The sequence below is a fragment of the Micromonospora sp. CA-263727 genome (assembly GCF_050942455.1).
Lineage (GTDB): Bacteria > Actinomycetota > Actinomycetes > Mycobacteriales > Micromonosporaceae > Micromonospora.
The window spans coordinates 5,194,237-5,218,944 of sequence record NZ_CP192031.1 but is presented as its reverse complement, the minus strand read 5'-3'; the positions used below and the strand labels follow the sequence as shown (position 1 = coordinate 5,218,944).

Here is a 24,708-nt window from a genome sequence, read left to right as displayed (position 1 = left end):
CTAACTCTGATATGGGTCGATGTGGTCGACGGGGAGGCCGGCATGTGGCGACGGTTCAGATCCGACCCGGTACGGCGGCTGCGCCAGCGGCTGGACCGCTTCGGTGCCACCATGAACGCCCGGCACGTGCTGGAGGCCGACGCGATGCGGGACGCGAAGGCGGTCTTCGACCTGGTCGACGAGGCACGGGCCAAACGGCAGCTGTCGGAGCGTGCGGCCGAGGCCATGTTCCTCCTGGCCTGCCTGCACTGGTACCGGTACCAGGTCCTGCCGGCCGGCGAGGACGCCACCGACCTCGTCCAGGCCGTGATGCTGACCGAGCTCCTGCTGGGCCTGGCGCCCGAGCGGGTACCCATCTCACTGCTGGCCATGCTGCGCGCGCACCTGCCAGCCGATCCCAGCCCGTCCGGCCCCGCCGCCCGGACCCCTGGCCCGGCCGGTCTCGCCGCCCGAATCCCCGGCTCGGCGAGCCACCTGCCGACGAGCCGCCCCCGGACGGGCGGTGAGGATGCGGCGGCGCTGTTCCAGCAGGCCGCCACGCTGATGGCCGGCGCCGAGCGGTCCGGCGACTACGGTGTGGCGGAGCAGGCCCAGGCGCTGCTGGAACGGGCGGTGGCGGTCACCGCGTCCGGCGTACCGGAGCGGTTGCACTACCTCTCCGCGCTCGGCAAGGTCCACCGGGACCAGTTCCGGCAACTCGGCCGGGCGCGGTCCCTGCCGGCGGCGATCGACGCGCATCGGGAGAGCCTGGAATCTACCCCGGCCGGCGATCCGCAGCGGCCGATCCGACTGTTCAACCTCGGCAACGTGCTCGCCGACCGGTTCGAGCTGACCGGCGACGCGAAGGCGCTGGACGAGTCGATGCAGCTGCTCGGCGATGCCGCCCGGGCCGCACCGGCGAACTCGCCCGTGCGGGCGATGGCCCGCGCCAACCTGGCGCAGGGGCTGCGGCAGCGCTGGCGGCGGCGGGGCGACCCGGCCGACCTCGACCGGGCCGTCGCCCTGCTGGCGGAGGTGACGGCCGGACCGGCCGAGCCGGCCATCCTCGCCCTGTACGCGACCCTCGTCACCGAGCGGTTCACCCATCGCCGCACCGACGACGACCTGGACACGGCGATAGCGGCGAGCCGGGCGGCCCTGGCCACCGGAGGCGCGGGCGTGCTGGACCCCACGGTCCGGGTCAGCCTGGCCGCCCTGCTCGGTGAGCGTTCCGAGCGGCGCGGCGACCCCGCCGACCTGGACGCCGCGATCGAGGCGTACCGGGCAGCCGCTGCCGGGCCCACCGGCCCCCAGCCGGGCGGCACCGGGTCCGATCCGCTCGGGTTGTGGCATACCGTCGGCAAGCTGCTGGAACGCCGTTACGAGCTGCACCGGCGCTCCGCCGACCTGGACGAGGCGCTCCGGCTGCTGCGCGCGGGCGCGGCCGGGGCCGCCGACCCGGTCGAGCGGGCCGAGCGCCTCGGCGATCTCGGCTACACGCTCGGCCGCTGGCACGCCGACCTGGCCGGCCTGCGGACCTTGCGAGAGGCCCGGGACGTGCTGACCGAGGCGGAGACCCAGCTGCCGGCAGGGCATCCGGGGCGGGCCGACCTGCTGAACAACCTGGGCAACCAGCTACGCGAACTGGCCGACCAGGCGGGGGAGCACGAGCTGTTGGAGCCGGCCGCGGCCGCGTTCCGTTCGGCGATCGCCGCCGGCGGGGCTCCGGCGCGGCTGCCCCGCTACCTGTCCAACCTGGGGCTCACGTTGCAGGCGATCTTCGGGCGTACCCAGGATATGGCCACCCTCACCGAGGCGGTCGCGGTGTTGCGCCGGGCGGTCGAGGCGGCACCGCCCGGGCACCCGGACCGACTGCCCGCCCTGACCAACTACGGCTCGGCGCTGAACCGGCGGGCCGAGCTGGCGGTCGACGACGCTGCGCAGGCCGGGGCCGACGGGCCGGACCCGACCCGGGCCGCCGCGCGTGCGGACGCGGAGTCGGCCGTGACGATGCTGCGGGAGGCGGCGGAGCTGGCGCAGCGGGAGGCCGAGCCCGGCGAGCAGCTGCAGGTGGCCGGCACCCTCGCCCTCGCCCATCTGCTGCATCACCAGCTGACCGGGGACCGGAGCGCCCTCGACGAGGCGATCACGCTGCTCCGACGGACCCGCGAGACGCTGCCGGCGGCCGGCCCGGACCGGCACCGGCTGCTGACCAACCTCGGCAACACGCTCCTGCTGAGGTTCCGGGCGGCCCGCTCCGGCGCGGACGCGGCAGAGCTGCTGGCCGCGTACCGCTCGGCGGTCGCGGCGCTGTCCGCCGACCACCCGGACCGGACCATGTGCCTGGTCAACCTGGCCATCGCCGTCGAGGAGATCGCCGAGGTCCGCGACCCCGGCGGGGAGCCGGTGGGCGGCCCGGCGGTGCCGCCCGACCTTCCGCCCGCCGACCTGGCCGAGGCCGCCGCCGCGCTGCGCGAGGCCGCCGGGGTCGAGGCGGCGCCGTCGCTGCTGCGGGCCACCGCCGCCCGACGGTACGCGGAGCACGCCGCAACGGCCGGTGACCTGCCAGCGGCCCTCGACGGGTACGCCACGGCGATCGAGCTGATCGACCTGGTCGCCTGGCACGGCATGGACCTCGACGACCAGGGTCGGCTGCTCGGGCGGTTCCCCGGACTGGCCGTCGACGCCGCGGCGGTGGCGATCGCGCTCGACCGCCCGGAACGCGCGGTGGAGCTGCTGGAGTACGGCCGGGGGGTGTTGCTGACCCGGGCCCACGACGCCGGCACCGACCTGGCGGCGCTGCGTGAGCGGGCGCCCGGTCTGGCCGACCGGCTCGCCGGCCTACAGACCGCGCTGGACGGCCTCGATCCGACTCCCGGGGGCGTCGTGCCCGCGTTCCCCGCCTTGACGGAGCTGCCGGAACGCCGGCACGAGCTGGCCACCGGCCGGCGCGAGGTGCTGGCCGAGATCCGGCGGCTGCCTGGCTTCGACGGTTTCCTACGCCCGCCGCCCTTTGCCGAGCTGGCCGCCGTCGACGGCCCGGTCGTCCTGGTCAACGTGGCCCTCCGGCGCTGCGACGCGCTGGTGGTCAGCGCGGGCCGGGTCGAGCTGGTGGCGCTGCCCGAGCTGACGCTCGCCGAGGTGCAGGCCCGGCTCCTCTACTTCCTGATCGGAGTCGCGGAGGCCACCGGCCCGGCCGGCGACCCGGGGCCCGAGGCCGAGCGCCGCCGGGCGGCCTTCCGGCGGCGGATTCCCGAGACGCTGGACTGGCTGTGGCGGACCGTGGCCGCGCCGGTGCTCGACGCGCTCGGCCCGACCCGCAGCGGTTCGGCGCCACCCCGGATCTGGTGGTGCCCGACCGGCCTGCTCAGCCTGCTGCCGCTGCACGCCGCCGCGCCGCTCGGCGGCGGCGACGAGGTGCTCGACCGGGCGGTGTCCTCGTACACGGCCTCGCTGCGCGCGTTGCGGCACGCCCGGCGGGACGGCGCGGCCGACCCGGTGCCGGTCACCTCGGCGCTGGTCGTCGGGATGCCGCAGACTCCGGGCCTGTCCGACCTGCCCGGCGCGGCGCGGGAGGAGGCCGTCGTCCGCCGGCATCTGCCCCGGGTGACGTCGCTGACCGGCCCGGCGGCCACCCCCGGCGCGGTGCTCGCCGCGTTGCCCGACCGGCCGGTCGCCCATCTCTGCTGCCACGGCACCCAGGATCTGGCCGCGCCGGCCCGCGGTCGGCTCGCGTTGGCCGGCGGACCGCTGCATGTCCGGGACCTGTGGCGGCCCGCCGGCGCCACGGCCGCGCTCGCCGTCCTCTCCGCCTGCGACACGGTACGCGGCGGCGCCGCCCTGCCGGACGAGGCGCTGACCCTCGGCACCGCGTTCCAACTCGCCGGCTTCCGGGACGTGATCGGCGCGCTCTGGTCCGTCTCGGACGCGTTGACCGTGCAGCTCTGCACGGAGCTCTATGCCGGGCTGGCGGTGCCGGGCGGGATCGATCCGCAACGCGCCGCGCCCGCCCTGCACCACGCGGTCCGGCAGCTCCGCGCCGCGCTACCCGGCCGGCCGGAACTCTGGGCCGGATACGTCCACATCGGACCGTAGCGTCCGCATCGGATCGTCATGCGTGGCGGGTAACCGTGACCGGGGCGCCCGTGGTGCCGGCGGCGGCCGCGCCGGCCGCGCCGGGCGCGTACCAGGTGACCCCGACGGCCGTGATCAGCAGGGCGGTGCAGAGCAGCACCAGGCGTACCCCGGTCCGCAGGGCCCGCGCCGCCGCCAGGGCCTCCCGATGGTCGCCGAGCGGCGCCGGCGGGAGGGTGGCCACCGCGGTCACCGACAGCGGCCCGTGTGCGGCCCGCAGCAGCGCCAGCGCCCCGGCCACCCCGGCCGAGACCGCGGCCAGCAGCAGTACGCCGACCAGGGCGCCCCAGGCCGGGGCCAGCGTGCCGATGTCCGAGCGGCCCCGGATCAGGCTGAAGCCGACCAGCGCGACCAGCAGCCCGCCCAGCCCGTTGCGCCAGGCCAGCGCGGCGGCCCGCACCCGGTCCAACTCGCCACGGAGCAGCCCGGCCACCTCCTGTGCCCGGCGCAGGTCGGTGATCGTCGCGGGCGGCCCGGGCCGCAGCCGGATCACGACTCGACCTCCAGCCGCAGCGTCCAGTACGCGCCGCAGCCGGTCAGCCACTCCGGGCGTGACGGATGGTCGGCTTCGCAGGTGCAGAGCACCGTCCGGTAACCGGGATCGTCCGACCCGCCCGGCGCGTCGCTTCGGTAGACGTGGTCCACGACCGGGCAGCTGATCGGGTGCTGGCAGCGCGGGCAGTCGCCAACGAGCAGCACGGCCGGCCCGAACTCCCGCACCGTGAACGTCTCCGCCACCCGGGCGGCGTACCCGTCGTCGGTCGTCTCGGCGTACGGCAGCGGTCCCGCCGCCGGCTCACCACCCTGCACGACTCTGCCCTCCCCGCTCCCGGCCGGTGAGTCACCAGCGGTAGTTCGATCTTCACGACTGGTCGTCCGCGTGGAGCGCCTCGGTGCGCGCTGGCGGCGGGGGCGTACCATACCCGGCGCGCGGTCGCCGTTGCCCGCCATCGACATCCGGTGCGGTTCCGCCCGCCGGTTGCGCGCATACGCCGCGTGCCGTTGGACAATTGTTCCGCATTGCGCAAGGGGTCGGCTCATGGTCCGACCCGGAGGAGAGACTAGCCTGATGGGCGTGACACGCCGCGCGAAGATCGTCTGCACTCTTGGCCCCGCCACCTCGTCGCCCGAGCGCATCCGCGGGCTCGTCGAAGCCGGCATGAACGTGGCGAGACTCAACTTCAGCCACGGCAGCCATGCCGACCACGAGGCGGTCTACCGGCTCGTCCGGGAGGCGGCCGAGGCGGCCGGTCAGCCGGTCGCGGTCCTGGCCGACCTCCAGGGGCCGAAGATCCGGCTCGGCCGGTTCGCCGACGGCCCGCACGAGTGGCGCACCGGTGACTCCGTGGTGATCACCGGCGACGAGATCCTGGGCAGCAAGGAGCGGGTCTCCTGCACCTACCGCCGGCTCCCGCAGGAGGTCAAGCCCGGCGACCGGCTGCTGATCGACGACGGCCGGGTCGCCGTCGAGGTCACCGACGTCACCGGCAACGACATCCGGGTGCTGGTCACCGAGGGCGGGCCGGTCAGCAACAACAAGGGCGTCTCGCTGCCCAACGTGGCGGTCAGCGTGCCCGCGCTGTCGGAGAAGGACGCCGACGACCTGCGTTTCGCGCTCGGGCTCGGTGTCGACCTGGTCGCGCTGTCGTTCGTCCGCTCCGCCGACGACATCAAGCTGTGTCGCGCGATCATGAGCGAGGTCGGCGTGCACCGGCCGGTGCTGGCCAAGGTCGAGAAGCCGGAGGCGGTCGACCACCTGGAGGCGATCGTGCTGGCCTTCGACGGCGTCATGGTCGCCCGCGGTGACCTCGGCGTGGAGTTGCCGCTGGACGAGGTGCCGCTGGTGCAGAAGCGCGCCGTGCAGCTGTGCCGGGAGAACGCCAAGCCGGTCATCGTGGCCACCCAGATGCTCGACTCCATGATCGAGAATTCGCGGCCGACCCGCGCCGAGGCGTCCGACGTCGCCAACGCGGTGCTCGACGGCGCCGACGCGGTGATGCTCTCCGGCGAGACCAGCGTCGGCAAGTATCCGGTGCTCACGGTCAGCACCATGGCCAAGATCGTCACGACCACCGAGGCCGGCTCGATCGTGGTGCCCCGGCTCCAGCACGACCCGCGTACGCACGGCGGCGCGCTCACCGTCGCGGCCTCCTCGATCGCCCGGGCCATCGGCGCCAAGGCGCTGGTCGCGTTCTCGCAGACCGGCGACACCGTGCGCCGGCTCAGCCGGCTGCACTGCGACCTGCCGCTGCTGGCCTTCACCCCGGTGCCCGAGGTGCGCTCGCAGCTCGCCCTCTGCTGGGGCGTGCAGACCTTCCTGATGCCGTTCGTGCAGCACACCGACGACATGTTCCGCCAGGTCGACCAGGCGCTGCTCGGGCTCAACCGGGGCAACCCCGGCGACTACGTGGTGATCGTGGCGGGCAGCCCGCCCGGCACCCCCGGCTCGACGAACACCCTGCGGGTGCACCAGCTCGGCTCCCTGGTCGACGCGGCGTCCGCCCGGGCCTTGCAGTGACCGACGGCGAGGTGGCCGTCGGCCAGGCCGCGGTCGACCAGCTGCTGGAGGTGCTCGACCTCGCGCCGACCGGCGACATGTCGTTCCGGGGAATCAGCCCGCCGGTCGGCCCCCAGCGGGTGTACGGCGGGCAGGTCGCCGGCCAGGCCCTGGTCGCCGCCGGCCGGACCGTCGACCCGGAGCGGGTGGTCCACTCGCTGCACGGCTACTTCGTGCGCGCCGGGGACCCGGCGGAGCCGATCGAGTACGACGTGGAGAACATCCGCGACGGGCGTTCCTTCTCGGTACGCCGGTCGGTCGCGCGCCAGCACGGCAAGCCGATCTTCTTCATGTCGGCCTCGTTCCAGCGGCCGGAGGAGGGGCTGGAACATCACGCTCCGATGCCGCTGGACGTGCCCGGTCCGGAGGCGGTCCCGACGATGGCCGACCGGCTCGCCCGCTATCCGGAGCGGCTGGGCATCTGGGGGCAGATTCCCCGCCCGATCGACGTCCGCTACGTCGGCGAGCCCGGCTGGGTGCCCCCCGGCGACCGGCCGGCCGACCCGCACCAGCGGGTGTGGATGCGGATCGACGGCAAGCTCCCCGACGATCCGCTGCTGCACGCCTGCGCGCTGACCTACGCCTCCGACCTGACCCTGCTCGACTCGGTGCTCTCCGTGCACGGTGAGGTGTGGGGGCCGGGCGGGGTGGTCGGGGCGAGCCTGGACCACGCGCTCTGGTTCCACCGGCCGTTCCGCGCCGACGAGTGGTTCCTCTACGACTGCTGGAGCCCGTCCGCCTCGGGCGCCCGGGGCCTGGCCGCCGGCCGGATGTTCACCGTCGACGGGCACCACATCGCCAGCTCCGTGCAGGAGGGGCTGTTGCGCCGGGTCGGCAGGTAGCCGGTGGGCCCGGACGGATCGCCGGCGTGCCGAGGCCGCCGCTTGCCGGTGTGTCCGGGCGGCCGGCTGCCGGTGTCCTTGGTACCCGAGCGGTTCGATCGGTCAAGGGGTGATGGTCGAGCCGGGCCCGCGGAACGTTAACCTGTCGGACATGCGTCTCTCCGCCCGGGTGGACTACGCCCTTCGAGCGGTCACCGAACTGGCGTCGGTGACCGGCACCGGGGCTGGGCGCGGCCGCCCGGTGACCGCCGACCAGATCGCCCGAGCCCAGGAGATCCCGCCGAAGTTCCTGGAGAGCATCCTGCTGCAACTGCGCCGGGGCGGCATCGTGCAGGCCCAGCGGGGCCCCGAGGGTGGCTACTGGTTGGCCCGGCCGGCCGAGGAGATCTCCCTGGCCGAGGTGATCCGGGTGATCGACGGGCCGCTGGCCCACATCCGCGGGCAGCGGCCCGAGCAGCTCGGCTACCACGGCGCGGCCCGCGCGTTGCAGGAGGTCTGGATCGCCCTGCGGGCCAGCGAACGGCAGATCCTCGAACTGGTCACGCTGGCCGACGTGGCCCAGGGCACGCTGCCCGAGCAGGTCACCAAGCTGGCGGCCGACCCCACCGCCTGGACCTAACCCACTTCCTGCCCCGACCGTTACGAGGCAGCGACTTCGGGGATGGTGCTGCCTCGGCGCGGGGTGAGCCAGCAACAACAGGGAAGTAGCGCCACCGGCCGACGGGTGGGCGGCCCTCGGCTGTCGGCCGGTCGTCTCACTGGGCGATCAGGGGGTTGACGGGGGCTGCCCCGGTGCCGCATTGTCGACCAAGTTGATAGGAGATGCCGAAAAGTAGGGGGCGTCGGTGCGCAAGCTGCTGGTCATCGCACTGGTGGGGTTCGCCGCGCAGTCGGTCGACGGCGCACTCGGCATGGCGTACGGGTTGACCTCCTCGACGCTGCTGCTCCTGGTCGGCGTCGCGCCGGCCGCCGCCTCCGCCTCGGTGCACCTGGCCGAGATCGGCACCACGCTCGCCGCGGGTGCGGCGCACTGGCGGTTCGGTAACGTCGACTGGCGGGTGGTTCGCCGGATCGCGGTGCCCGGCGCGATCGGTGCCTTCGTCGGCGCCACCTTCCTCAGCGCGCTCTCCACCGAGTCGGCTGCCCCGTGGATGGCGGCGATCCTCTTCACGCTCGGCGCGTACCTGCTCGTCCGGTTCTCCCGGCCGCTGCGCCGCAAGCCGGCGGCCGGGCAACTGCGCGGGCGTTTCCTCGGCCCGCTCGGGTTGGTCGCCGGCTTCGTCGACGCCACCGGCGGCGGGGGATGGGGCCCGGTCGCGACGCCGGCCCTTCTGGTCAGCGGGCGGATGGAGCCCCGCAAGGTGATCGGTTCGGTGGACACTTCGGAGTTCGTCGTCGCGAGCGCCGCCAGCCTCGGCTTCCTGATCGGCCTCGGCACCGAGGGCTTCCTGCTGCCGATCGTGCTCGCCCTGCTCGCCGGTGGCCTGATCGCCGCCCCGATCGCGGCCTGGCTGGTCCGGATCGTCCCGGCCCAACTCCTCGGCGCGGCGGTCGGTGGCGTGATCGTGCTGACCAACGCCCGCGTCCTGATGCGCAGCGCCGACCTGGGCGGTTCCCTGCCGGTGCTGGTGTACCTGATGCTGGCCGCCGGTTGGCTGGCCGCGCTGGCGCTGGCGGTCCGGATCCTGCTGCGCACCCGCCGCGAGCGGGCGCTGATAGCGGCCCCGGTCCCGGCCACCCCGACCACCACCCCGGTCCCGGCCGAGCTGGCCGCCCCGGCCACCGCCACCGCTCGGGCCACCGCTACCGCCCCGGCCGCCACTGCCCGGGTCGAGCCGGCCGCCACTGCCCGGGTCGAGCCGGCCGACGCCGGCACGGTCCGCGCCCTCTCCGGTGCGGATCGCTGACAGGCCGGGCCGTCGGAGGCGCTCAGCCGGGCGCTGCGACCGCCTGCGAGATCAGCTTCCACGCCTCGTCCACGTGGGCCTCGGTGGTCTGCGGCGCGCCCACGGCGAGGCGCAGCGTGTGGCGGCCGGCCACCCGGGTGTGGGTCAGGTAGACCCGGCCGGTGGCGTTCACCGCGGCCAGCAGCGCCTCGTTCGGCCCGTCCGGGCCGCGCAGCCGGAAGCACACCAGCGAGTACGGGTGCGGGGCGACCAGCTCGAAGCGGTCGTCGGCGCGTACCCGGTCGGCGAAGCGGGCGGCCAGCGCGACGCCCCGGCGGACGTGCTCGCGTAGGCCCTCGACGCCATACCAGCGCAGCACGAACCAGAGCTTGAGCGCCCGGAACCGCCGGCCTAGCGGTACCTGCCAGTCCCGGTAGTCGATCACCGCGCCGGACTCGGTGGCCGCGTTGCGCAGGAACTCCGGCAGCACGGTCAGCGCCTCCACCAGCTCGTTCGCGTCGGCCACCCAGAACGCGTCGCAGTCGAAGCCGGTGAGCAGCCACTTGTGCGGGTCGAAGCAGTAGGAGTCGGCGTACGCCAGGCCGGCGTGGCCGAACCGCAGCTCCGGGCAGACCGCCGCGGCCCCCGCGTACGCGGCGTCGACGTGCAGGAAGACACCCTGCTCGGCGCAGATCGGCCCGATCTGCGGCAACGGGTCCACGGCCGTGGTGGAGGTGGTGCCCACGGTCGCCACCACCATCACCGGCACCACCCCGGCGGCCCGGTCCGCGTCGATCGCGGCCCGCAGCGCTGTCGGCGACATGGCCTGGGTCACCGGATCCACCTCGATCAGCCGTACGCCGTCGACGCCGAGCCCGGCGATCCGGACCGCCTTCTCGATCGACGAGTGCCCCTCGGTGGAGGTGTAGACCCGGTAGCGGCGGTCCACGCCGGCCTCGCGCCACCGGCCGCCGCTGGCCCGGTGCAGGGCGACCAGGGTGGCCACCAGCGTGGCCGAGGAGGCCGAGTCCTGGATCACCCCGCCGCCCGGTCCGGCGGAACGGAACCGAGCCGGCAGGTCCAGCGCCTCCGCCAGCCAGTCGAGCATCACCGTCTCCAGTTCGGTGCAGGCCGGGCCGCTGGACCAGAGCATCCCCTGCACGCCCAGTCCCGAGCTGACCAGGTCGCCCAGCACGCTGGGCCCGCTGGTGTTGGCCGGGAAGTAGCCGAAGAAGCCCGGATGCTGCCAGTGGGTGAGCCGGGGCGCGACCAGCGTGTCCAGGTCGGCGAGGACCGCCTCGACCGGCTCGCCCCGCGCGGGCGGCCCGGCCGGCAGCCCGGCGGTCACGGTGCCGGGTGGATCCTGGCCGGTCACCGGCCGCTGGTCGAGGGTGGCCCAGTAGCCGGCGATCCAGTCGACCACGGCGTACCCGGCGCGGCGGAACTCCTCGGGTGTCATGTGCGCAGCCACCCGATGAGTCGATCAAGAAGTGGCCGCGGGGGCAAGCACACCGAACGATTGTGTGCAGAAAGCGCTTGCCCTAGCATCGCAGCTGCGCGGGGCCGCGTACACCGACGTCGATGCGTCGGGATCTCTGCCGCCAGCGCGACGCGCCCCCGCCGGCACCGGGCAGGCCGGCGGGCACCGGCCGCCGCGCGCCCGACCTCCACCGGAGGACTCCCATGCCGCGCACCCCCCGCCGGGTCGCCCTGCTCGCCACCGTCACCGCCACCACCCTCGTCGCCGGGACCCTGACCACCCTGACCGCCTCGGCTGCCGTGGCCGGCTGCCGCGTCGACTACCGCGTCACCAACCAGTGGACCGGCGGCTTCGGCGCCGACGTCACGGTGACCAACCTCGGCGACCCGCTCACCGGCTGGACGCTCACCTGGACCTGGCCGGCCGGCCAGCAGGTCACCCAGGCCTGGAACGCCACCGTCACCCAGTCCGGCGCCCAGGCCACCGCCCGCAACGTCGACTACAACGCCGCGCTCGGCACCAACGCCAGCACCGGCTTCGGCTTCAACGGCTCCTGGACCGGCAGCAACCCGGCCCCGACCAGCTTCGCCCTCAACGGCACCACCTGCACCGGAGCCACCACCCCGACCACCGCGCCGCCGACCACCCCGCCGCCGACCACGACACCGCCCACCACGCCGCCGGCCGGCTCGATGCAGGCGGAGAACCTGGATCGGGGCCTGGTCAGCGTCCGCTCCGGGTCGGGCAACCTGGTCTCCTGGCGGCTGCTGGGCACCGAGACCTCCGGCGTGGCGTTCAACCTCTACCGGGGCGCCACCCGGGTCAACGCCAGCCCGATCACCGGCGCGACCAACCACCTGGACAGCGGCGCCGCCGCCGGTGCGGCGTACACCGTGCGGGCCGTGGTGGGCGGCGTCGAGCAGGCCGCCTCCGGGCCCGCGCTCCAGTTCCCCGCCGGCTATCTGGACGTGCCGTTGCAGATCCCGCCGGGCGGCGCCACGCCCAGCGGTGAGACGTACACCTACTCCGCCAACGACGCCAGCGTCGGCGACCTCGACGGTGACGGCCGGTACGAGTTCGTGCTCAAGTGGGAGCCGTCCAACGCCAAGGACAACTCCCAGTCCGGCTACACCGGCAACGTCTACGTCGACGCGTACACCCTGACCGGCACCCGGCTGTGGCGGGTCGACCTGGGCCGCAACATCCGGGCCGGCGCCCACTACACCCAGTTCCAGGTGTACGACTACGACGGCGACGGCCGCGCCGAGGTGGCCATGAAGACCGCCGACGGCACCCGCTCCGGCACCGGCCAGGTGATCGGCAACGCGAGCGCCGACCACCGCAACTCCAGCGGGTACGTCCTCGCCGGACCCGAGTACCTGACCATGTTCGACGGTCGCACCGGCGCCGCCCTCTCCACCGTCGACTACGACCCGCCGCGCGGCACCGTCTCCTCCTGGGGCGACTCGTACGGCAACCGGGTCGACCGGTTCCTCGCCGCCACCGCGTACCTCGACGGGCAGCGTCCCTCGCTGGTGATGGCCCGTGGCTACTACACCCGCGCGGTGATCGCCGCCTGGGACTTCCGCAACGGCAGCCTGACCAAGCGGTGGACCTTCGACTCCAACGCGAGCGGCAACGGCGCCGCCGCCGGCCAGGGCAACCACAACCTGTCGGTGGCCGATGTGGACGGAGACGGCCGCCAGGAGATCGTCTACGGCGCGGTCACCATCGACGACAACGGCCGGCTGCTGCACTCCACCGCCACCGGCCACGGCGACGCCATGCACGTCGGCGACCTCGATCCCGCCCGCCCCGGCCTGGAGGTCTTCAAGGTCAACGAGGACGGCAGCAAGCCCAGCTCCTACCTTGCCGACGCCCGCACCGGCCAACTCATCTGGTCGACCCCGGCGAACGGCGACAACGGTCGGGGCGTCTCCGGCGACATCTGGGCCGGCAGTCCGGGGGCCGAATCCTGGTCGTCGGCGGTGAGCGGCCTGGCCAACACCCGAGGGCAGAACGTCGGCCGCAAGCCCTCCTCGACCAACTTCCTGATCTGGTGGGACGCCGACCCGGTCCGCGAACTGCTCGACGCCACCCGGATCGACAAGTACGGCCCGAGCGCCGACACCCGCCTGCTCACCGGCAGCGACGTCGCCTCGAACAACGGCACCAAGGCCACTCCCGCGCTCTCGGGCGACATCCTCGGCGACTGGCGGGAGGAGGTGGTCTGGCGGACCACCGACAGCCGGGCGCTACGGATCTACAGCACCCCGACCCCGACCAGCACCCGCATCCACACCCTGATGCACGACCCGCAGTACCGGGTCGCCATCGCCTGGCAGAACACCGCCTACAACCAGCCCCCGCACCCGAGCTTCTTCCTCGGCGACGGGATGGCCACCCCGCCCGCACCCCGCATCCACCTGCGCTGAGCTGGCGGAAGGAGGCAGCAGGAAGCTGGCGGGAAGGAAGGCGGTGGAAAAAGGGAACGGGCACCGGGCCGCAATCGCGGAATCCGCACAATCGCGGCCCGGTGCCCCACACCGCGGCACCCCCGACCCGTCCCGACCGGGGAGTGCCGTACCACCACCGGCAATAACGTTAGGCAGCGTCCGCGTCGCGAGAGTGACGCCGCCATGAAGATCGTGTTTCATGGCTCCGTGTCCGGTGTGACCTGGGCCACCACATTCGCCCGCTCCGCCCGGCGCCGCGCCCCGGCCCGCCGCGCGGGCCTGCGGCTCACTCGCCGGCCCGGCTCACTTGCCGGCCCGACTCACTCGCCGGCCCGGGCTCAGCCGCCGGCCCGGCTCAGCGGCGTAGGCCGCCGGCTACCTCGGTGGCGATCAGCTCGAACGAACGCACCCGGTCGGCGATGTCGTACACCATCGTGGTGAGCATCAGCTCGTCCGCGCCGGTGCGCGCCAGCAGGTCGCCCAGCTGCCGGCGTACCGTCTCCGGGGAACCGGTCGCCTGGCCCTGCCGACGCTGCGCCAGGAACTCCCGCTCCACCTCGTGATACGGGTACGCCGCCGCCTCCTCCGGTGAGGCGAGCGGCTCCGGCCGCCCGGCGCGCAGCCGCAGGAACGACAGCCCGGCCGGCCCGGCCAGCCACTCGGCGCGTTCGTCGGTCTCCGCGCAGACCGCGTTCACCGCCACCATCGCGTACGGCTCCCGCAGCCAGCGCGACGGCCGGAAGCTCTGCCGGTACAACGCCAGCGCGGGCAGGGTGTTCTGCGCGCTGAAGTGGTGCGCGAACGAGAACGGCAGCCCCAGCGCGCCGGCCAGCTGGGCGCTGAACCCGCTGGAGCCGAGCAGCCAGACCGCCGGCTGCTGCCCGCGCCCCGGGGTGGCCGTGATCGGCCCCGGCTCCTCGTCGCCGAAGTAGTTCATCAGGTCGGTCAGCTCCCGGGGAAAGCCCTCGGCCGACAGCCCCTCCATGGTCCGGCGCAGGGCCAGCGCGGTGACCTGGTCGGTGCCCGGGGCGCGACCGATGCCCAGGTCGATGCGCCCGGGATGCAGCGCCTCCAGGGTGCCGAACTGCTCGGCGACCACCAGCGGCGCGTGATTGGGCAGCATCACCCCGCCCGAGCCGAGCCGGATGGCGCGGGTGTGCGCGGCCAGGTGCGCGATCAGCACCGCCGGCGCAGACGAGGCGATGGCCGGCATGTTGTGGTGCTCGGCCACCCAGAACCGGTGATAGCCCAGCTCGTCGGTGCGCCGGGCCAGCTCGGTGGTGTGCCGCAGGGCCTCGCCGGCGGAGGCGCCGGCGGCCACGGGGGCGAGGTCGAGAACAGACAGCGGTACGTCGATCACACGCCTGGCCAACCCGCCGGATGCCGTATTTGTTCCCCCCTCGGCGCCGGTGTGGTCAACCCATCCCGCGCGCCTGCTCGAAGATCAGGCTGGTCTGGGTGTGCTGCACCGCCGGGTCCACGGCCAGGTGATCCAGGACGAAGTCGCGCAGCGCCTCCGCCGAGGCGGCCCGGACGTGCAGGACGTAGTCCTCGGCCCCGGCCACGTGGAACACCGACACCACCCCGGGCAGCCGTACCGAGCGGGCCCGGAACGCGTCCACCGCCGCCCGCGCGTGCTCGGTCAGCCGTACCGACACCAGCGCCTGCAACGGCATCCCCACCGCCGCCGGGTCGACCTCGGCGTGGAACCCCCGGATCGCCCCGCACTCCCGCAACGCCCGGGTACGCGCCAGGCAGGTCGACGGCGCCACCCCCACCCGCTCGGCGAGGGCGTTGTTCGGCAGCCGCCCGTCGGCGGTCAGCTCGGCCAGGATCGCGCGGTCGGTGTCGTCGAGGGCCGCGAACGGCCGCACATCGTTCGATACGAGGGGCATCCCGCCATCCTCCGCCGAACAGGACCGCATCAGGAAGAGGATGTTACGAATAATCTTCGAAACTGTTGCCGATGGCGATCTGGATATTCGATCCTGTCCGGCATGACGACCGTGGACACCCGAGCCGTGCACGCCGGCCGTGAAGACCTCGCGGCCCTCGGCGTCCACGTGCCGCCGATCGACCTGTCGACCACCAACCCGCTGCCGTCGGTCGACGCCGGCGGCGACGCGTACGAGACGCTCGCCACCGGCGGCCCCCTGCCCGCCGGCGCCAGCGCCGTCTACCAGCGGCTCTGGAACCCCACGGTGGCCCGCTTCGAGACCGCCCTCGCCGAGTTGGAGGGCGCCGCCGCGGCGGTCGCCTTCGCCAGCGGCATGGCCGCCCTCACCGCGGCCCTGCTCGCCGCCACCCGGGACGGCAAGCGGCACCTGGTCGCCGTGCGACCCCTCTACGGTGGCACCGACCACGTGCTGGCCACCGGCCTGCTCGGCACCGACGTCACCTGGGCCGGCCCCGACCAGGTCGCCGCCGCCGTCCGACCGGACACCGCCCTGGTGATCGCCGAAACCCCGGCCAACCCCACCCTCGACCTGTTCGACATCGCCGCACTGGCCGAGGCGGCCGGCCAGGTGCCGCTGCTGGTCGACAACACGGTCGCCACCCCGGTGCTCCAGCAGCCCACCCGCCACGGGGCCCGGCTCGTGCTGCACAGCGCCACCAAGAGCATCGGCGGCCACGGCGACGTCCTCGCCGGGGTGCTCGCCTGCGACGCCGAGTGGGCCGTGAAACTGCGCCAGGTCCGCGCCCTCACCGGCGCGATCCTGCACCCGCTCGGGGCGTACCTGCTGCACCGCGGCCTTCAGACGCTGCCGCTACGGGTACGCGCCCAGCAGGCCGGCGCCGAGAAACTCGCCGCCTGGCTCGGCGACCACCCGGCTGTCGCGCGGGTGCACCACCCTGGGGTGAACGACCCGGCCGGGCTGGTCGGGCGGCAGATGGCCGGCCCCGGCAGCCTGCTCGCCTTCGAGGTGCGCGGCGGCGCGCCGGCCGCGGCGGCGGTCGCCGGCGCCTGCCGGCTGATCACCCACGCCGTCTCGCTCGGCGGCGTCGACACGCTCATCCAGCACCCGGCGTCGCTGACCCATCGCCCGGTCGAGGGGGACGCGAAGCCCGGCGGCGCACTGCTCCGCCTCTCGGTCGGCCTGGAGGACCCGGAGGACCTACGCGTCGACCTGGCCCAGGCGCTCGCGGTCGTCTGACAGGGGAGGGAGCGGATGCGCGCCACCGGGACGATGTCGTGGTCGTCAGCACGATGGCGCGAAGAGGCGTCCGTATTTCGGGAGAATGAATGCTCGAATCATCGAACGGGCGTGCGATAAAAGTGCCGGGAGCGGGACTTGAACCCGCACGCCCTTTCGGGCAGATGCTTTTGAGGCATCCGAGTCTGCCGATTCCTCCATCCCGGCCTTCCCCCTGCGGAGGGGTGTGGCTCACTGTACCCGACTAGGCTCATGCGAGAGCATGGGTGGTAGCCGTGCCGGGAAACGATGGTGGGAGTGGCTCGTGGCCGAGACGCAGACGGATGCCGCGCGCAGGCGGGTACTGATCGCCGAGGACGAGGCGCTGATCCGGCTGGACCTCGCCGAGATGCTGGCCGAGGAGGGCTACGAGGTGGTCGGCGAGGCCGGCGACGGGGAGACCGCCGTCCGGCTGGCCGAGGAGCTCAAGCCTGACCTGGTGATCCTCGACATCAAGATGCCGATCATGGATGGCCTGGCCGCCGCCGAGCGGATCGCCGGCGCCCGGATCGCCCCGGTGATCATCCTGACCGCCTTCAGCCAGCGTGACCTGGTGGAGCGGGCCCGGGCGGCCGGCGCGATGGCGTACCTGGTCAAGCCGTTCCAGAAGAGCGACCTGGTGCCGGCGGTGGAGATCGCGCTGTCCCGCTACTCGGAGATCGCCGCGCTGGAGTCCGAGGTCGCCGGGTTGACCGATCGGCTGGAGGTCCGCAAGACCGTCGAGCGGGCCAAGGGCGCGCTGATGACCACCTACAACATGACCGAGCCGCAGGCGTTCAAGTGGATCCAGCGCACGGCGATGGACCACCGGATGACCATGAAGGAGGTCTCCGAGCGGATCCTCGCCGAGACCGCCGGCGGTGAGGTGGCGCAGCCGGCCACCTGAGCGGCGGTCACCGCCTGCGGGGGATGTCCGGCATCGATATAGCATCGACCCGTGGTGATCAGGCGGCTGGTCGCGGTGGTCGCCGGCCTGGCGGTGGCGCTGGCCGGCTGTGCCCGCCCGAGCGCGCCCCCGGAGCCGGCGCCGCTGCGTCCGGCCTGGCAGCCGGTGGCGCTGCCCACGCCGGCCGGCATTGCTGGTAGGACCATGGTGCGGGACGCGGCGACCTGTGCCGGGCACTGGTACGCCGTCGGCGGGGTCGCCGATCCGGCGGGGGAGATCCGCCCGGTGGCCTGGACCAACTCGGCGGGGCTGACCTGGTCGCCCGTGCAGGTCGCGCCGTCGACCTTCTACGGCCGGCGGCACCTGCTATATGCGGTGGCCTGCCGGGACGGGCGGATGGCGGCGCTCGGCGCGGCGATCGGTGGCGCGCACGGTAATCCCCGTACGGGCACCTGGTCGCAGGGTTCGGACGGACTTCTGCGTGAGGCGGAGGGTTCTTTCGAGCTGTTCGGTGGAGCTCGGGCGGTGAGCGCGTCGCGGTTGGCGGCCGGTCCGGACGGGTGGCTGGTGGCGGGCACCCGGTTGGCCGGGGCGGCGGTGTGGACCTCGCCGGAGGGGGAGCGCTTCACGCTGCACGAGGGGCTGCCGGAGCTGGCGGGTGACGGCCGGGGCCGGACCGCCGCGTACGACGCGGTGGCCGTACCGTCGGGTTGGCTGGTGGTGGGGGCGGTGCTGGCGCCCGCGGCGACGCCGGTGGCCTGGAGTTCGGCGGACACGCGGGCGTGGCGGCGGCTGGCGGTGCCGGGGGCGGATGGTCCGGGCCAGGTGGAGCGGGTGACGGTGGCCGGCGACGCGGTGCTGGCGGTCGGCGCGGTGCGGGGCGGTTTCGGCACCTGGCGGTGGGTGGGTTCCGAGTGGCGGTGGGTCGGCGCGTTCGGCTCGGACGGCCCGGGTCGGCGCTCGGTGCGGGCCCTGACGGCCGACGGCGACCGGGTGGTGGCGGCCACCGCCGACGGCGACGGCCATCGGCTGTGGTGCTCGACTGATGGCGGTGCATCGTGGCGGGCGGTCGCCCTGCCGGTGACCGTGCCGTCGGGCGGCGACACGGGGCTGGCGGTGGCGTTCCAGGGTGATCGACTGATGGTGCTCGCGGACCCGGGAAACGGGTCCCGTGCCTGGTGGGCGCGGCTGTCGACCGATACCTGAGCAGGGGTGCCCGGGGCCGGGTCACGGCCGACGAAACGAAGGCGAGAAACGCTCACAGCCCGCGCTTCTTACGGCTGCTTCTTACAGCGATCGCACCCTATCCGCCACCCCGTGTAACGGTTCGGTCAACGGCTCCGCCCAGGACTTACGTCGCGGCTCCGCGGTGGGATAACGTCCGGCCCCAGACCGGCGACGACGGTCTGGTTCGTCCGCCCCCGCAAGTGCCAATAGGCAGCGGGTGGTTCGGGCCATGGGACGGAGGAGGGTTCGGGCCGTGAGGCAGAAGCTCGTACGTTTGGTCGGCGGGGTGGCGATCGCCGCTCTCGCCATGGGCGGCGTGACCGCCTGCAAGTCTGACAGTGGGGACGACGCCGCCAGCGGTGACGCCTGTGGTGCCAAGATCGCCTTCTTCGGCGCGCTCACGGGCCCGGCTGCCGCGCTCGGCGTGAACATGAACGGCGGCGTCAAGCTCGCCGTCGACAAGTACAACAAGGAGAACGCCGACTGCCAGGTGACCCTGGTGCCGCTGGACTCCCAGGGCAACCCGGAGCAGGCGCCGGGCCTGGCCCAGCAGGCGATCGACGACGAGAAGATCCTCGGCATCGTCGGCCCCGCCTTCTCGGGTGAGTCCGAGGCCGCCAACCCGCTCTTCTCCGAGGCCGGCCTGGTGCACATCAGCCCGTCCGCGACCCGGCCGAGCCTGGCCGACCAGGGCTGGAAGACCTTCTTCCGGGCGGTCGGCAACGACTTCAGCCAGGGCCCGGCGGCCGGTCGTTACATCAAGGACGTGCTGAAGGCCGAGAAGGTCTACGTCATCGACGACCAGTCCGCGTACGGCGCCGGCCTGGCCGACGAGGTCAAGAAGGTCCTCGGCGCGGCGGTTGTCGGCAGCGACAAGGTCCAGGGCGAGGGCAAGCAGAACGACTTCTCGGCGACCGTCACCAAGGTCAAGTCCTCCGGCGCGACCGCGCTCTTCTACGGCGGCTACTACCAGGAGGCTGGCCTGATCCGCAAGCAGCTCACCGCTGCTGGCGTCACCGCCACCCTGGTCGCCGGTGACGGCGTCAACGACGCCTCCTACATCGAGGGCGCCGGTGCGGCGGCGGCCGAGGGCACCATCCTCACCTGCCCCTGCCAGCCGGCCACCGAGGCCCGCGGCACCTTCGTCGAGGACTTCAAGGCGCTCAACGGCGCGGAGCCCGGCACCTACAGCGACACCGCCTACGACGCGGCGAGCATCCTGCTCGCCGGCATCAAGGCCGGTAACGGCACCCGCGAGAAGATCCTGGAGTTCGTGAAGGGCTACAGCGGCGAGGGCGTCGCGGCGGCCTACAAGTTCACCGAGACCGGTGAGCTCGACCCGACTCAGGTCAAGGTCTGGGCGTACAAGGTCGAGGGCGGCAAGGTCGTTCCGGACCAGGAGATCCCGAAGGCCTGACCGTTCCGGTAGTAGCGGTTCCGCTGTGATTGCGGGGTGCGGCCGGGGAGCCCCTTCCCGGCCGCACCCCCACTGTCTTCCCTTCCTGTACGGAGTGCCCTTCCTTGGACTTCAACGCCCTGTTCTCCGATTTCGGGGGATATACGATAACCGGGCTGACGGTGGGCGCCATCTACGCCCTCGTCGCGCTGGGTTACACGCTGGTATACGGCGTGCTGAGACTCATCAACTTCGCCCACTCCGAGGTCTTCATCGCCGGCGCTTTCGCCGCGATCTGGGGCTGGGCCGCGCTCGGCCTGGGCCGCGACTCGGTCGTCAGCGGCTTCGGCTCGATCATGCTCTACCTGCTGGTCGGCGCCCTGTTCGCGGCGGTGGCCTCGGCCGGCACCGCGACGGTCATCGAGCGGGTGGCGTACCGGCCGCTGCGTAAGCGCAACGCCCCGCCGCTGGCCTTCCTGATCACCGCGATCGGCGCGTCGATCGCCATCGCCGAGGCGTTCGGCATCTACACCCGCCGGCTCCCGGTCGGTGCTCCCACGGTGGTCAAGAACGACGTGCTCTTCACCGTCTTCGGTGCGGAAGTCACCGTGGTGCAGTTGCTGGTCATCGGTTCGGCACTGGCGATGATGGTCGCTCTGGACCTCTTCATCAACCGCAGCCGGATCGGCCGGGGTATCCGGGCGGTCGCCCAGGACCAGAACACGGCCGCGCTGATGGGGATCAACAAGGACCGGATCATCCTGGTGGTCTTCGTCATCGGTGGCGTGATGGCCGGCGTCGCCGGCATGCTCTACGACATCCGGATCGGCACGTTGACCTACAGCGTGGGCTTCCTGCTCGGGCTGAAGGCGTTCACCGCGGCGGTCCTCGGTGGCATCGGCAACCTGCGCGGCGCGCTGATCGGCGGGCTGCTGCTCGGCCTGGTCGAGAACTACGCCTCGGCTCTGTTCGGCGCGAACTGGAAGGACCTGGCCGCCTTCGTGGTCCTGGTCGTGCTGCTGATGTTCCGGCCGACCGGTCTGCTCGGCGAGTCGTTGGGGAGGGCCCGCGCATGACAAGCGTGAGGGAATGGATCGATACCGGTCGGCACGCGGTGGCCGATCGTTGGCACAACGCGCCCCGCTGGATGCGGTGGGCCGTCATCGCAGCGGTGATCGTCTTCTTCTACGCCCTGCCGAACCGGGAGTTCTACCAGTGGCTCGGGCCGATCCCGACCACCGGGTCGAACTTCGGTCAGGTGCTCTTCACCATCTCCATCTACGTGCTGTTGGCGGTGGGGCTGAACATCGTGGTCGGCTTCGCCGGCCTGCTCGACCTGGGCTACTTCGGCTTCTTCGCGGTCGGTGCGTACACGGTGGCGGTGCTGACCTCGCCGAGCAGTGACCTCAAGACGCTCTGGCCGTGGTTGCTGGCCCTGCCGGTGGCGATCGCGCTGACCATGATCTCCGGGGTCTTCCTGGGCACGCCGACGCTGCGGCTGCGCGGTGACTACCTGGCCATCGTGACGCTCGGCTTCGCCGAAATGATCCGGGTGGCGGCCACCGCCTCCGACTTCCTCAAGGGACAGCGCGGCTTCAACCAGATCCCGCACCCGCCCGGCAGCTACTCCGACGGCAAGCCGATCTTCGGTGTGCTCGACCCGCGGCCGTACTACTGGCTGGTCCTGACGATGATCATCCTGGTGGTCATCGGGGTGCGTAACCTCAACCGGAGCCGGGTCGGCCGGGCCTGGATCTCGATCCGGGAGGACGAGGACGCGGCGCAGCTGATGGGTGTGCCGACGTTCAAGTTCAAGCTCTGGGCGTTCGCCTCGGGCGCGGCGATCGGTGGTCTGGCCGGCGCGCTCTTCGCCGGCAAGCAGAACTTCGTCAGCTCGCAGAACCTCGAACTGCTCAACTCGATCATCATCCTGGCCGCGGTCATCCTCGGCGGCTCGGGCAACATCGTCGGCGCGATCGTCGGCGGTGGCCTGGTGGCGTACCTGATCGAGCGGTTCCGTGGCATCGAGTTCTTCGGCGTCGAGCTGTACGAGTACCGCTTCATGTTCTTCGGCCTGATCCTGGTGGTCATGATGATCTTCCGACCACAGGGCCTGATACCGAACCGACGACGAGCGGCGGAGTTCAAGGACCGTCGCAAGGAGGTGATCGTCGGTGGGTGAGACCGTGCAGAAGCCGACCGTTCCGGAGCAGGCCGGCGCACCGGCGGTGGAGTCCACCTCCGGTGGCCGGGAGCCGCTGCTGGAGGTCGACCACGTGACGCTGCGCTTCGGCGGCGTGGTGGCCCTCAACGACGTGGACTTCACCCTCTACAAGGGGGAGATCCTCGGTCTGATCGGCCCCAACGGCGCCGGCAAGACCACCTGCTTCAACGCCATGACCGGCATCTACCAGCCCTCCGAGGGCGAGATCCGGTTCCGCGGCGAGCGGATCACCGGCAAGAAGAAGCACCACATCACCAAGATGGGCATGGCGCGGACGTTCCAGAACATCCGCCTCTTCCCGGAGATGACCGCGCTGGAGAACATCCAGGTGGGCGCGGACGCGCACCACAAGACCAGCGTCATCTCCGCGCTGTTCCGGCTGCCCCGGCACCGCCGCGAGGAGCGTGACGGGCTGGAGAAGGCCGAGCGGCTGCTCGACTTCGTCGGCATCCCCCACCGGATGCACGACGCCGCCCGCAACCTCTCCTACGGCGAGCAGCGCCGGCTGGAGATCGCCCGGGCGCTGGCCACCGACCCGGTACTGCTCTGCCTGGACGAGCCGGCCGCCGGCTTCAACCCGGCCGAGAAGGAGGAGCTGCTCCAGCTCATCCGCAAGATCCGGGACCAGGGCATCACCGTGCTGCTGATCGAGCACGACATGCGTCTGGTCATGGGCGTGACCGACCGGATCGTGGTGCTGGAGTTCGGAAAGAAGATCGCTGAAGGACTCCCCGCCGAGGTGCGGGAGGACCACCGGGTGATCGCGGCCTACCTGGGGGTGCCGGATGACGACGCTGCTTGAGATCGAAGACGTCAGTCTGCTCTACGGGCGGATCAAGGCGCTGCACGGGATCAGCCTGACCGTGAACGAGGGCGAGATCGTGGCCCTGATCGGTGCCAACGGCGCCGGCAAGTCCACCACCATGCGGGCCATCTCCGGCATCCGTCCGGTCGCCTCCGGTCGGATCCGGTTCGCCGGTGAGGACATCACCAAGCTCCGGGCCGACCTGCGGGTACGCCGCGGGCTCTGCCAGGCGCCCGAGGGCCGGGGCATCTTCCCCGGCATGACGGTGCTGGAGAACCTGGACATGGGCGCCTACACCCGGCGGGACCGCCCGGAGGTGGTCAAGGACCTGGCCAAGGTGCTGGAGCTCTTCCCGCGGCTGGCCGAGCGGCGCAAGCAGGTCGGTGGCACGCTCTCCGGCGGTGAGCAGCAGATGCTGGCCGTGGGGCGGGCGCTGATGAGCCGGCCCAAGCTGCTGCTGCTCGACGAGCCCTCGATGGGTCTGGCGCCGATGCTGATCCAGCAGATCTTCAGCATCATCACGGAGATCAACCAACAGGGCACCACGATCCTGCTGGTGGAGCAGAACGCGCAGCAGGCCCTCGCCCGGGCCCACCGCGCGTACGTGCTGGAGACGGGCCGGATCGTCAAGGAGGGCACCGGCTCGGAGTTGCTGCACGACCCGGCGGTCAAAGAGGCATACCTCGGCGTGGCCTGACCAGCTGCTACCCCTCATCCCAAGGAGAACGACATGTTCAGTCTCAACGGCCGACGGCGGGCCGCTCTTGGCGTGGCCGGTGCGGCACTGCTCACCCTGTCGCTGGCCGCGTGTGGCGAGAAGGAGGGCGACGACCAGCCCGGCGCGGGCCCCTCCGTGACCGCCGACGCCGACTCGGCGCTCGCCGCGAAGGTGCCGGACGCGATCAAGGCCGATGGCGTGATCAAGGTCGGCACCGACGCGACGTACGCCCCGGCGGAGTTCCTCGACACCGACGGCCAGACCGTGATCGGTTTCGACATCGAGCTGTTCAACGCGGTGGCGCAGAAGCTCGGCCTGAAGGCCGAGTACGAGGCGGCGCCGTTCGACGCGATCCTGCCCGGTGTGGACTCCGGCAAGTACGAGATCGGTGTCTCCTCGTTCACCATCAACGCCGAGCGGATGCAGACGGTCAACATGGTGAGCTACTTCTCCGCCGGCACCCAGTGGGCCACCAAGGCCGGCAACCCGAACCAGGTGGACCCGGACAACGCCTGCGGCAAGAAGATCGCCGTGCAGACCAGCACCGTCCAGGCCGACGACATCACCGCCCGGTCGAAGAAGTGCACCGACGGTGGCAAGCCGGCGATCGCCATCGACCAGTACCAGTCGCAGGCCGACGCGACGGCCGCCGTGGTCAGCGGCAAGAACGACGCCATGCTGGCCGACTCGCCGGTCGGCGCGTACGCGGTGCAGCAGAGCAACGGTCAGCTGGAGGTGCTCGGCGACATCTACGAGTCGGCGCCCTACGGCTACGTGGTGAAGAAGGACCAGACCGCGTTCGCCGAGGTGCTGACGGAGGCCGTGCAGGCGGTCATCGCCGACGGTAGCTACGAGGCGGCGCTGAAGAAGTGGGGTGTCGAGGGCGGTGCCATCACGACCTCGGCGCTGAACCCCGCCAGCTGA

20 protein-coding genes and 1 tRNA gene are annotated in these 24,708 nt (G+C 72.7%); 15 read left to right on the top strand and 6 right to left on the bottom strand.

All coding sequences use genetic code 11. The annotated features are described in order from the left end of the window. The first annotated feature begins 42 nt into the window (after nt 1–42). On the top strand, nt 43–4,074 hold the full coding sequence (locus ACQPYA_RS22725) for a CHAT domain-containing protein (RefSeq protein WP_433529119.1): 4,032 nt from the start codon (nt 43–45) through the stop codon (nt 4,072–4,074). A gap of 16 nt (nt 4,075–4,090) precedes the next feature. On the opposite strand, the gene ACQPYA_RS22720 is transcribed toward ACQPYA_RS22725, so the two are convergent. Together ACQPYA_RS22720 and ACQPYA_RS22715 are read right to left on the bottom strand one after the other, a co-directional pair. Then, nucleotides 4,091–4,606: a hypothetical protein gene (locus ACQPYA_RS22720; RefSeq protein ID WP_433529118.1), complete on the bottom strand. Its 516-nt coding sequence runs from the start codon at nt 4,604–4,606 to the stop codon at nt 4,091–4,093. Next, on the bottom strand, nt 4,603–4,923 hold the full coding sequence (locus ACQPYA_RS22715) for a hypothetical protein (RefSeq protein ID WP_433529117.1): 321 nt from the start codon (nt 4,921–4,923) through the stop codon (nt 4,603–4,605). Before ACQPYA_RS22715 ends, ACQPYA_RS22720 begins: the two co-directional genes overlap by 4 nt. A 259-nt stretch (nt 4,924–5,182) precedes the next feature. Between ACQPYA_RS22715 and pyk the strand changes: the two genes are divergently transcribed. The 4 genes from pyk to ACQPYA_RS22695 all read left to right on the top strand — a co-directional run bounded on the left by pyk (nt 5,183) and on the right by ACQPYA_RS22695 (nt 9,419). Beyond that, nucleotides 5,183–6,631: a pyruvate kinase gene (pyk, locus tag ACQPYA_RS22710; RefSeq protein ID WP_433529116.1), complete on the top strand. Its 1,449-nt coding sequence runs from the start codon at nt 5,183–5,185 to the stop codon at nt 6,629–6,631. Beyond that, on the top strand, nt 6,628–7,512 hold the full coding sequence (locus ACQPYA_RS22705; protein ID WP_433529115.1) for an acyl-CoA thioesterase: 885 nt from the start codon (nt 6,628–6,630) through the stop codon (nt 7,510–7,512). Before pyk ends, ACQPYA_RS22705 begins: the two co-directional genes overlap by 4 nt. Before the next feature lie 151 nt (nt 7,513–7,663). Beyond that, nucleotides 7,664–8,131: an RrF2 family transcriptional regulator gene (locus ACQPYA_RS22700; RefSeq protein WP_433529114.1), complete on the top strand. Its 468-nt coding sequence runs from the start codon at nt 7,664–7,666 to the stop codon at nt 8,129–8,131. Between the two features lie 226 nt (nt 8,132–8,357). Then, nucleotides 8,358–9,419, top strand: coding sequence for a sulfite exporter TauE/SafE family protein (locus ACQPYA_RS22695; RefSeq protein WP_433529113.1), 1,062 nt, complete (start codon nt 8,358–8,360; stop codon nt 9,417–9,419). 22 nt (nt 9,420–9,441) lie between these two features. Here ACQPYA_RS22695 and ACQPYA_RS22690 read toward each other — a convergent pair whose 3' ends face one another. Beyond that, nucleotides 9,442–10,869, bottom strand: coding sequence for a pyridoxal-dependent decarboxylase (locus ACQPYA_RS22690; RefSeq protein WP_433529112.1), 1,428 nt, complete (start codon nt 10,867–10,869; stop codon nt 9,442–9,444). Between the two features lie 212 nt (nt 10,870–11,081). Between ACQPYA_RS22690 and ACQPYA_RS22685 the strand changes: the two genes are divergently transcribed. Further along, on the top strand, nt 11,082–13,313 hold the full coding sequence (locus ACQPYA_RS22685) for a cellulose binding domain-containing protein (RefSeq protein ID WP_433529111.1): 2,232 nt from the start codon (nt 11,082–11,084) through the stop codon (nt 13,311–13,313). 376 nt (nt 13,314–13,689) lie between these two features. Here ACQPYA_RS22685 and ACQPYA_RS22680 read toward each other — a convergent pair whose 3' ends face one another. Together ACQPYA_RS22680 and ACQPYA_RS22675 are read right to left on the bottom strand one after the other, a co-directional pair. Next, on the bottom strand, nt 13,690–14,694 hold the full coding sequence (locus ACQPYA_RS22680) for an LLM class flavin-dependent oxidoreductase (RefSeq protein ID WP_433529110.1): 1,005 nt from the start codon (nt 14,692–14,694) through the stop codon (nt 13,690–13,692). A 55-nt stretch (nt 14,695–14,749) separates the two neighbouring features. Then, nucleotides 14,750–15,229: an Lrp/AsnC family transcriptional regulator gene (locus tag ACQPYA_RS22675; RefSeq protein WP_433529109.1), complete on the bottom strand. Its 480-nt coding sequence runs from the start codon at nt 15,227–15,229 to the stop codon at nt 14,750–14,752. A 102-nt stretch (nt 15,230–15,331) separates the two neighbouring features. Here ACQPYA_RS22675 and ACQPYA_RS22670 point away from each other — a divergent pair, with 102 nt between their 5' ends. Continuing rightward, nucleotides 15,332–16,489 (top strand): trans-sulfuration enzyme family protein, encoded by a 1,158-nt coding sequence (locus ACQPYA_RS22670; protein ID WP_433529108.1) that lies wholly within the window; start codon nt 15,332–15,334, stop codon nt 16,487–16,489. Nucleotides 16,490–16,612: 123 nt separating this feature from the next. On the opposite strand, the gene ACQPYA_RS22665 is transcribed toward ACQPYA_RS22670, so the two are convergent. Further along, a tRNA-Leu gene (locus ACQPYA_RS22665) sits at nt 16,613–16,696 on the bottom strand. A 97-nt stretch (nt 16,697–16,793) separates the two neighbouring features. Between ACQPYA_RS22665 and ACQPYA_RS22660 the strand changes: the two genes are divergently transcribed. From ACQPYA_RS22660 to ACQPYA_RS22625, 8 genes are all read left to right on the top strand, one after another. Then, on the top strand, nt 16,794–17,414 hold the full coding sequence (locus ACQPYA_RS22660) for an ANTAR domain-containing response regulator (protein ID WP_433529107.1): 621 nt from the start codon (nt 16,794–16,796) through the stop codon (nt 17,412–17,414). Nucleotides 17,415–17,465: 51 nt separating this feature from the next. Next, the gene (locus ACQPYA_RS22655; RefSeq protein WP_433529106.1) at nt 17,466–18,620 is read left to right on the top strand and encodes a hypothetical protein; all 1,155 of its coding nucleotides are present in this window, start codon (nt 17,466–17,468) and stop codon (nt 18,618–18,620) included. Nucleotides 18,621–18,894: 274 nt separating this feature from the next. Beyond that, nucleotides 18,895–20,058, top strand: a complete 1,164-nt coding sequence (locus ACQPYA_RS22650) for a branched-chain amino acid ABC transporter substrate-binding protein (RefSeq protein WP_433529105.1) — start codon at nt 18,895–18,897, stop codon at nt 20,056–20,058. Nucleotides 20,059–20,162: 104 nt separating this feature from the next. Then, the gene (locus tag ACQPYA_RS22645; RefSeq protein WP_433529104.1) at nt 20,163–21,113 is read left to right on the top strand and encodes a branched-chain amino acid ABC transporter permease; all 951 of its coding nucleotides are present in this window, start codon (nt 20,163–20,165) and stop codon (nt 21,111–21,113) included. Then, complete coding sequence (locus tag ACQPYA_RS22640; protein WP_433529103.1) at nt 21,110–22,219, top strand: branched-chain amino acid ABC transporter permease; 1,110 nt, start codon at nt 21,110–21,112, stop codon at nt 22,217–22,219. Before ACQPYA_RS22645 ends, ACQPYA_RS22640 begins: the two co-directional genes overlap by 4 nt. A gap of 4 nt (nt 22,220–22,223) precedes the next feature. Further along, nucleotides 22,224–23,063 (top strand): ABC transporter ATP-binding protein, encoded by an 840-nt coding sequence (locus tag ACQPYA_RS22635; RefSeq protein ID WP_433533572.1) that lies wholly within the window; start codon nt 22,224–22,226, stop codon nt 23,061–23,063. After that, nucleotides 23,047–23,763 (top strand): ABC transporter ATP-binding protein, encoded by a 717-nt coding sequence (locus tag ACQPYA_RS22630; protein WP_433529102.1) that lies wholly within the window; start codon nt 23,047–23,049, stop codon nt 23,761–23,763. Before ACQPYA_RS22635 ends, ACQPYA_RS22630 begins: the two co-directional genes overlap by 17 nt. Nucleotides 23,764–23,796: 33 nt before the next feature. Beyond that, entirely contained in the window at nt 23,797–24,708 is a 912-nt protein-coding gene (locus tag ACQPYA_RS22625) for an ABC transporter substrate-binding protein (RefSeq protein WP_433529101.1), read from the top strand.

Excerpts from the sequence above, each read along its gene's own strand:
- ACQPYA_RS22725 (WP_433529119.1), top strand. The coding sequence starts at position 43 with ATGTGGCGACGGTTCAGATCCGACCCGGTACGGCGGCTGCGCCAGCGG.
- pyk (WP_433529116.1), top strand. The coding sequence starts at position 5,183 with ATGGGCGTGACACGCCGCGCGAAGATCGTCTGCACTCTTGGCCCCGCC.
- ACQPYA_RS22700 (WP_433529114.1), top strand. The coding sequence starts at position 7,664 with ATGCGTCTCTCCGCCCGGGTGGACTACGCCCTTCGAGCGGTCACCGAA.
- ACQPYA_RS22685 (WP_433529111.1), top strand. The coding sequence starts at position 11,082 with ATGCCGCGCACCCCCCGCCGGGTCGCCCTGCTCGCCACCGTCACCGCC.
- ACQPYA_RS22675 (WP_433529109.1), bottom strand. The coding sequence starts at position 15,229 with ATGCCCCTCGTATCGAACGATGTGCGGCCGTTCGCGGCCCTCGACGAC.
- ACQPYA_RS22670 (WP_433529108.1), top strand. The coding sequence starts at position 15,332 with ATGACGACCGTGGACACCCGAGCCGTGCACGCCGGCCGTGAAGACCTC.
- ACQPYA_RS22640 (WP_433529103.1), top strand. The coding sequence starts at position 21,110 with ATGACAAGCGTGAGGGAATGGATCGATACCGGTCGGCACGCGGTGGCC.
- ACQPYA_RS22630 (WP_433529102.1), top strand. The coding sequence starts at position 23,047 with ATGACGACGCTGCTTGAGATCGAAGACGTCAGTCTGCTCTACGGGCGG.
- ACQPYA_RS22625 (WP_433529101.1), top strand. The coding sequence starts at position 23,797 with ATGTTCAGTCTCAACGGCCGACGGCGGGCCGCTCTTGGCGTGGCCGGT.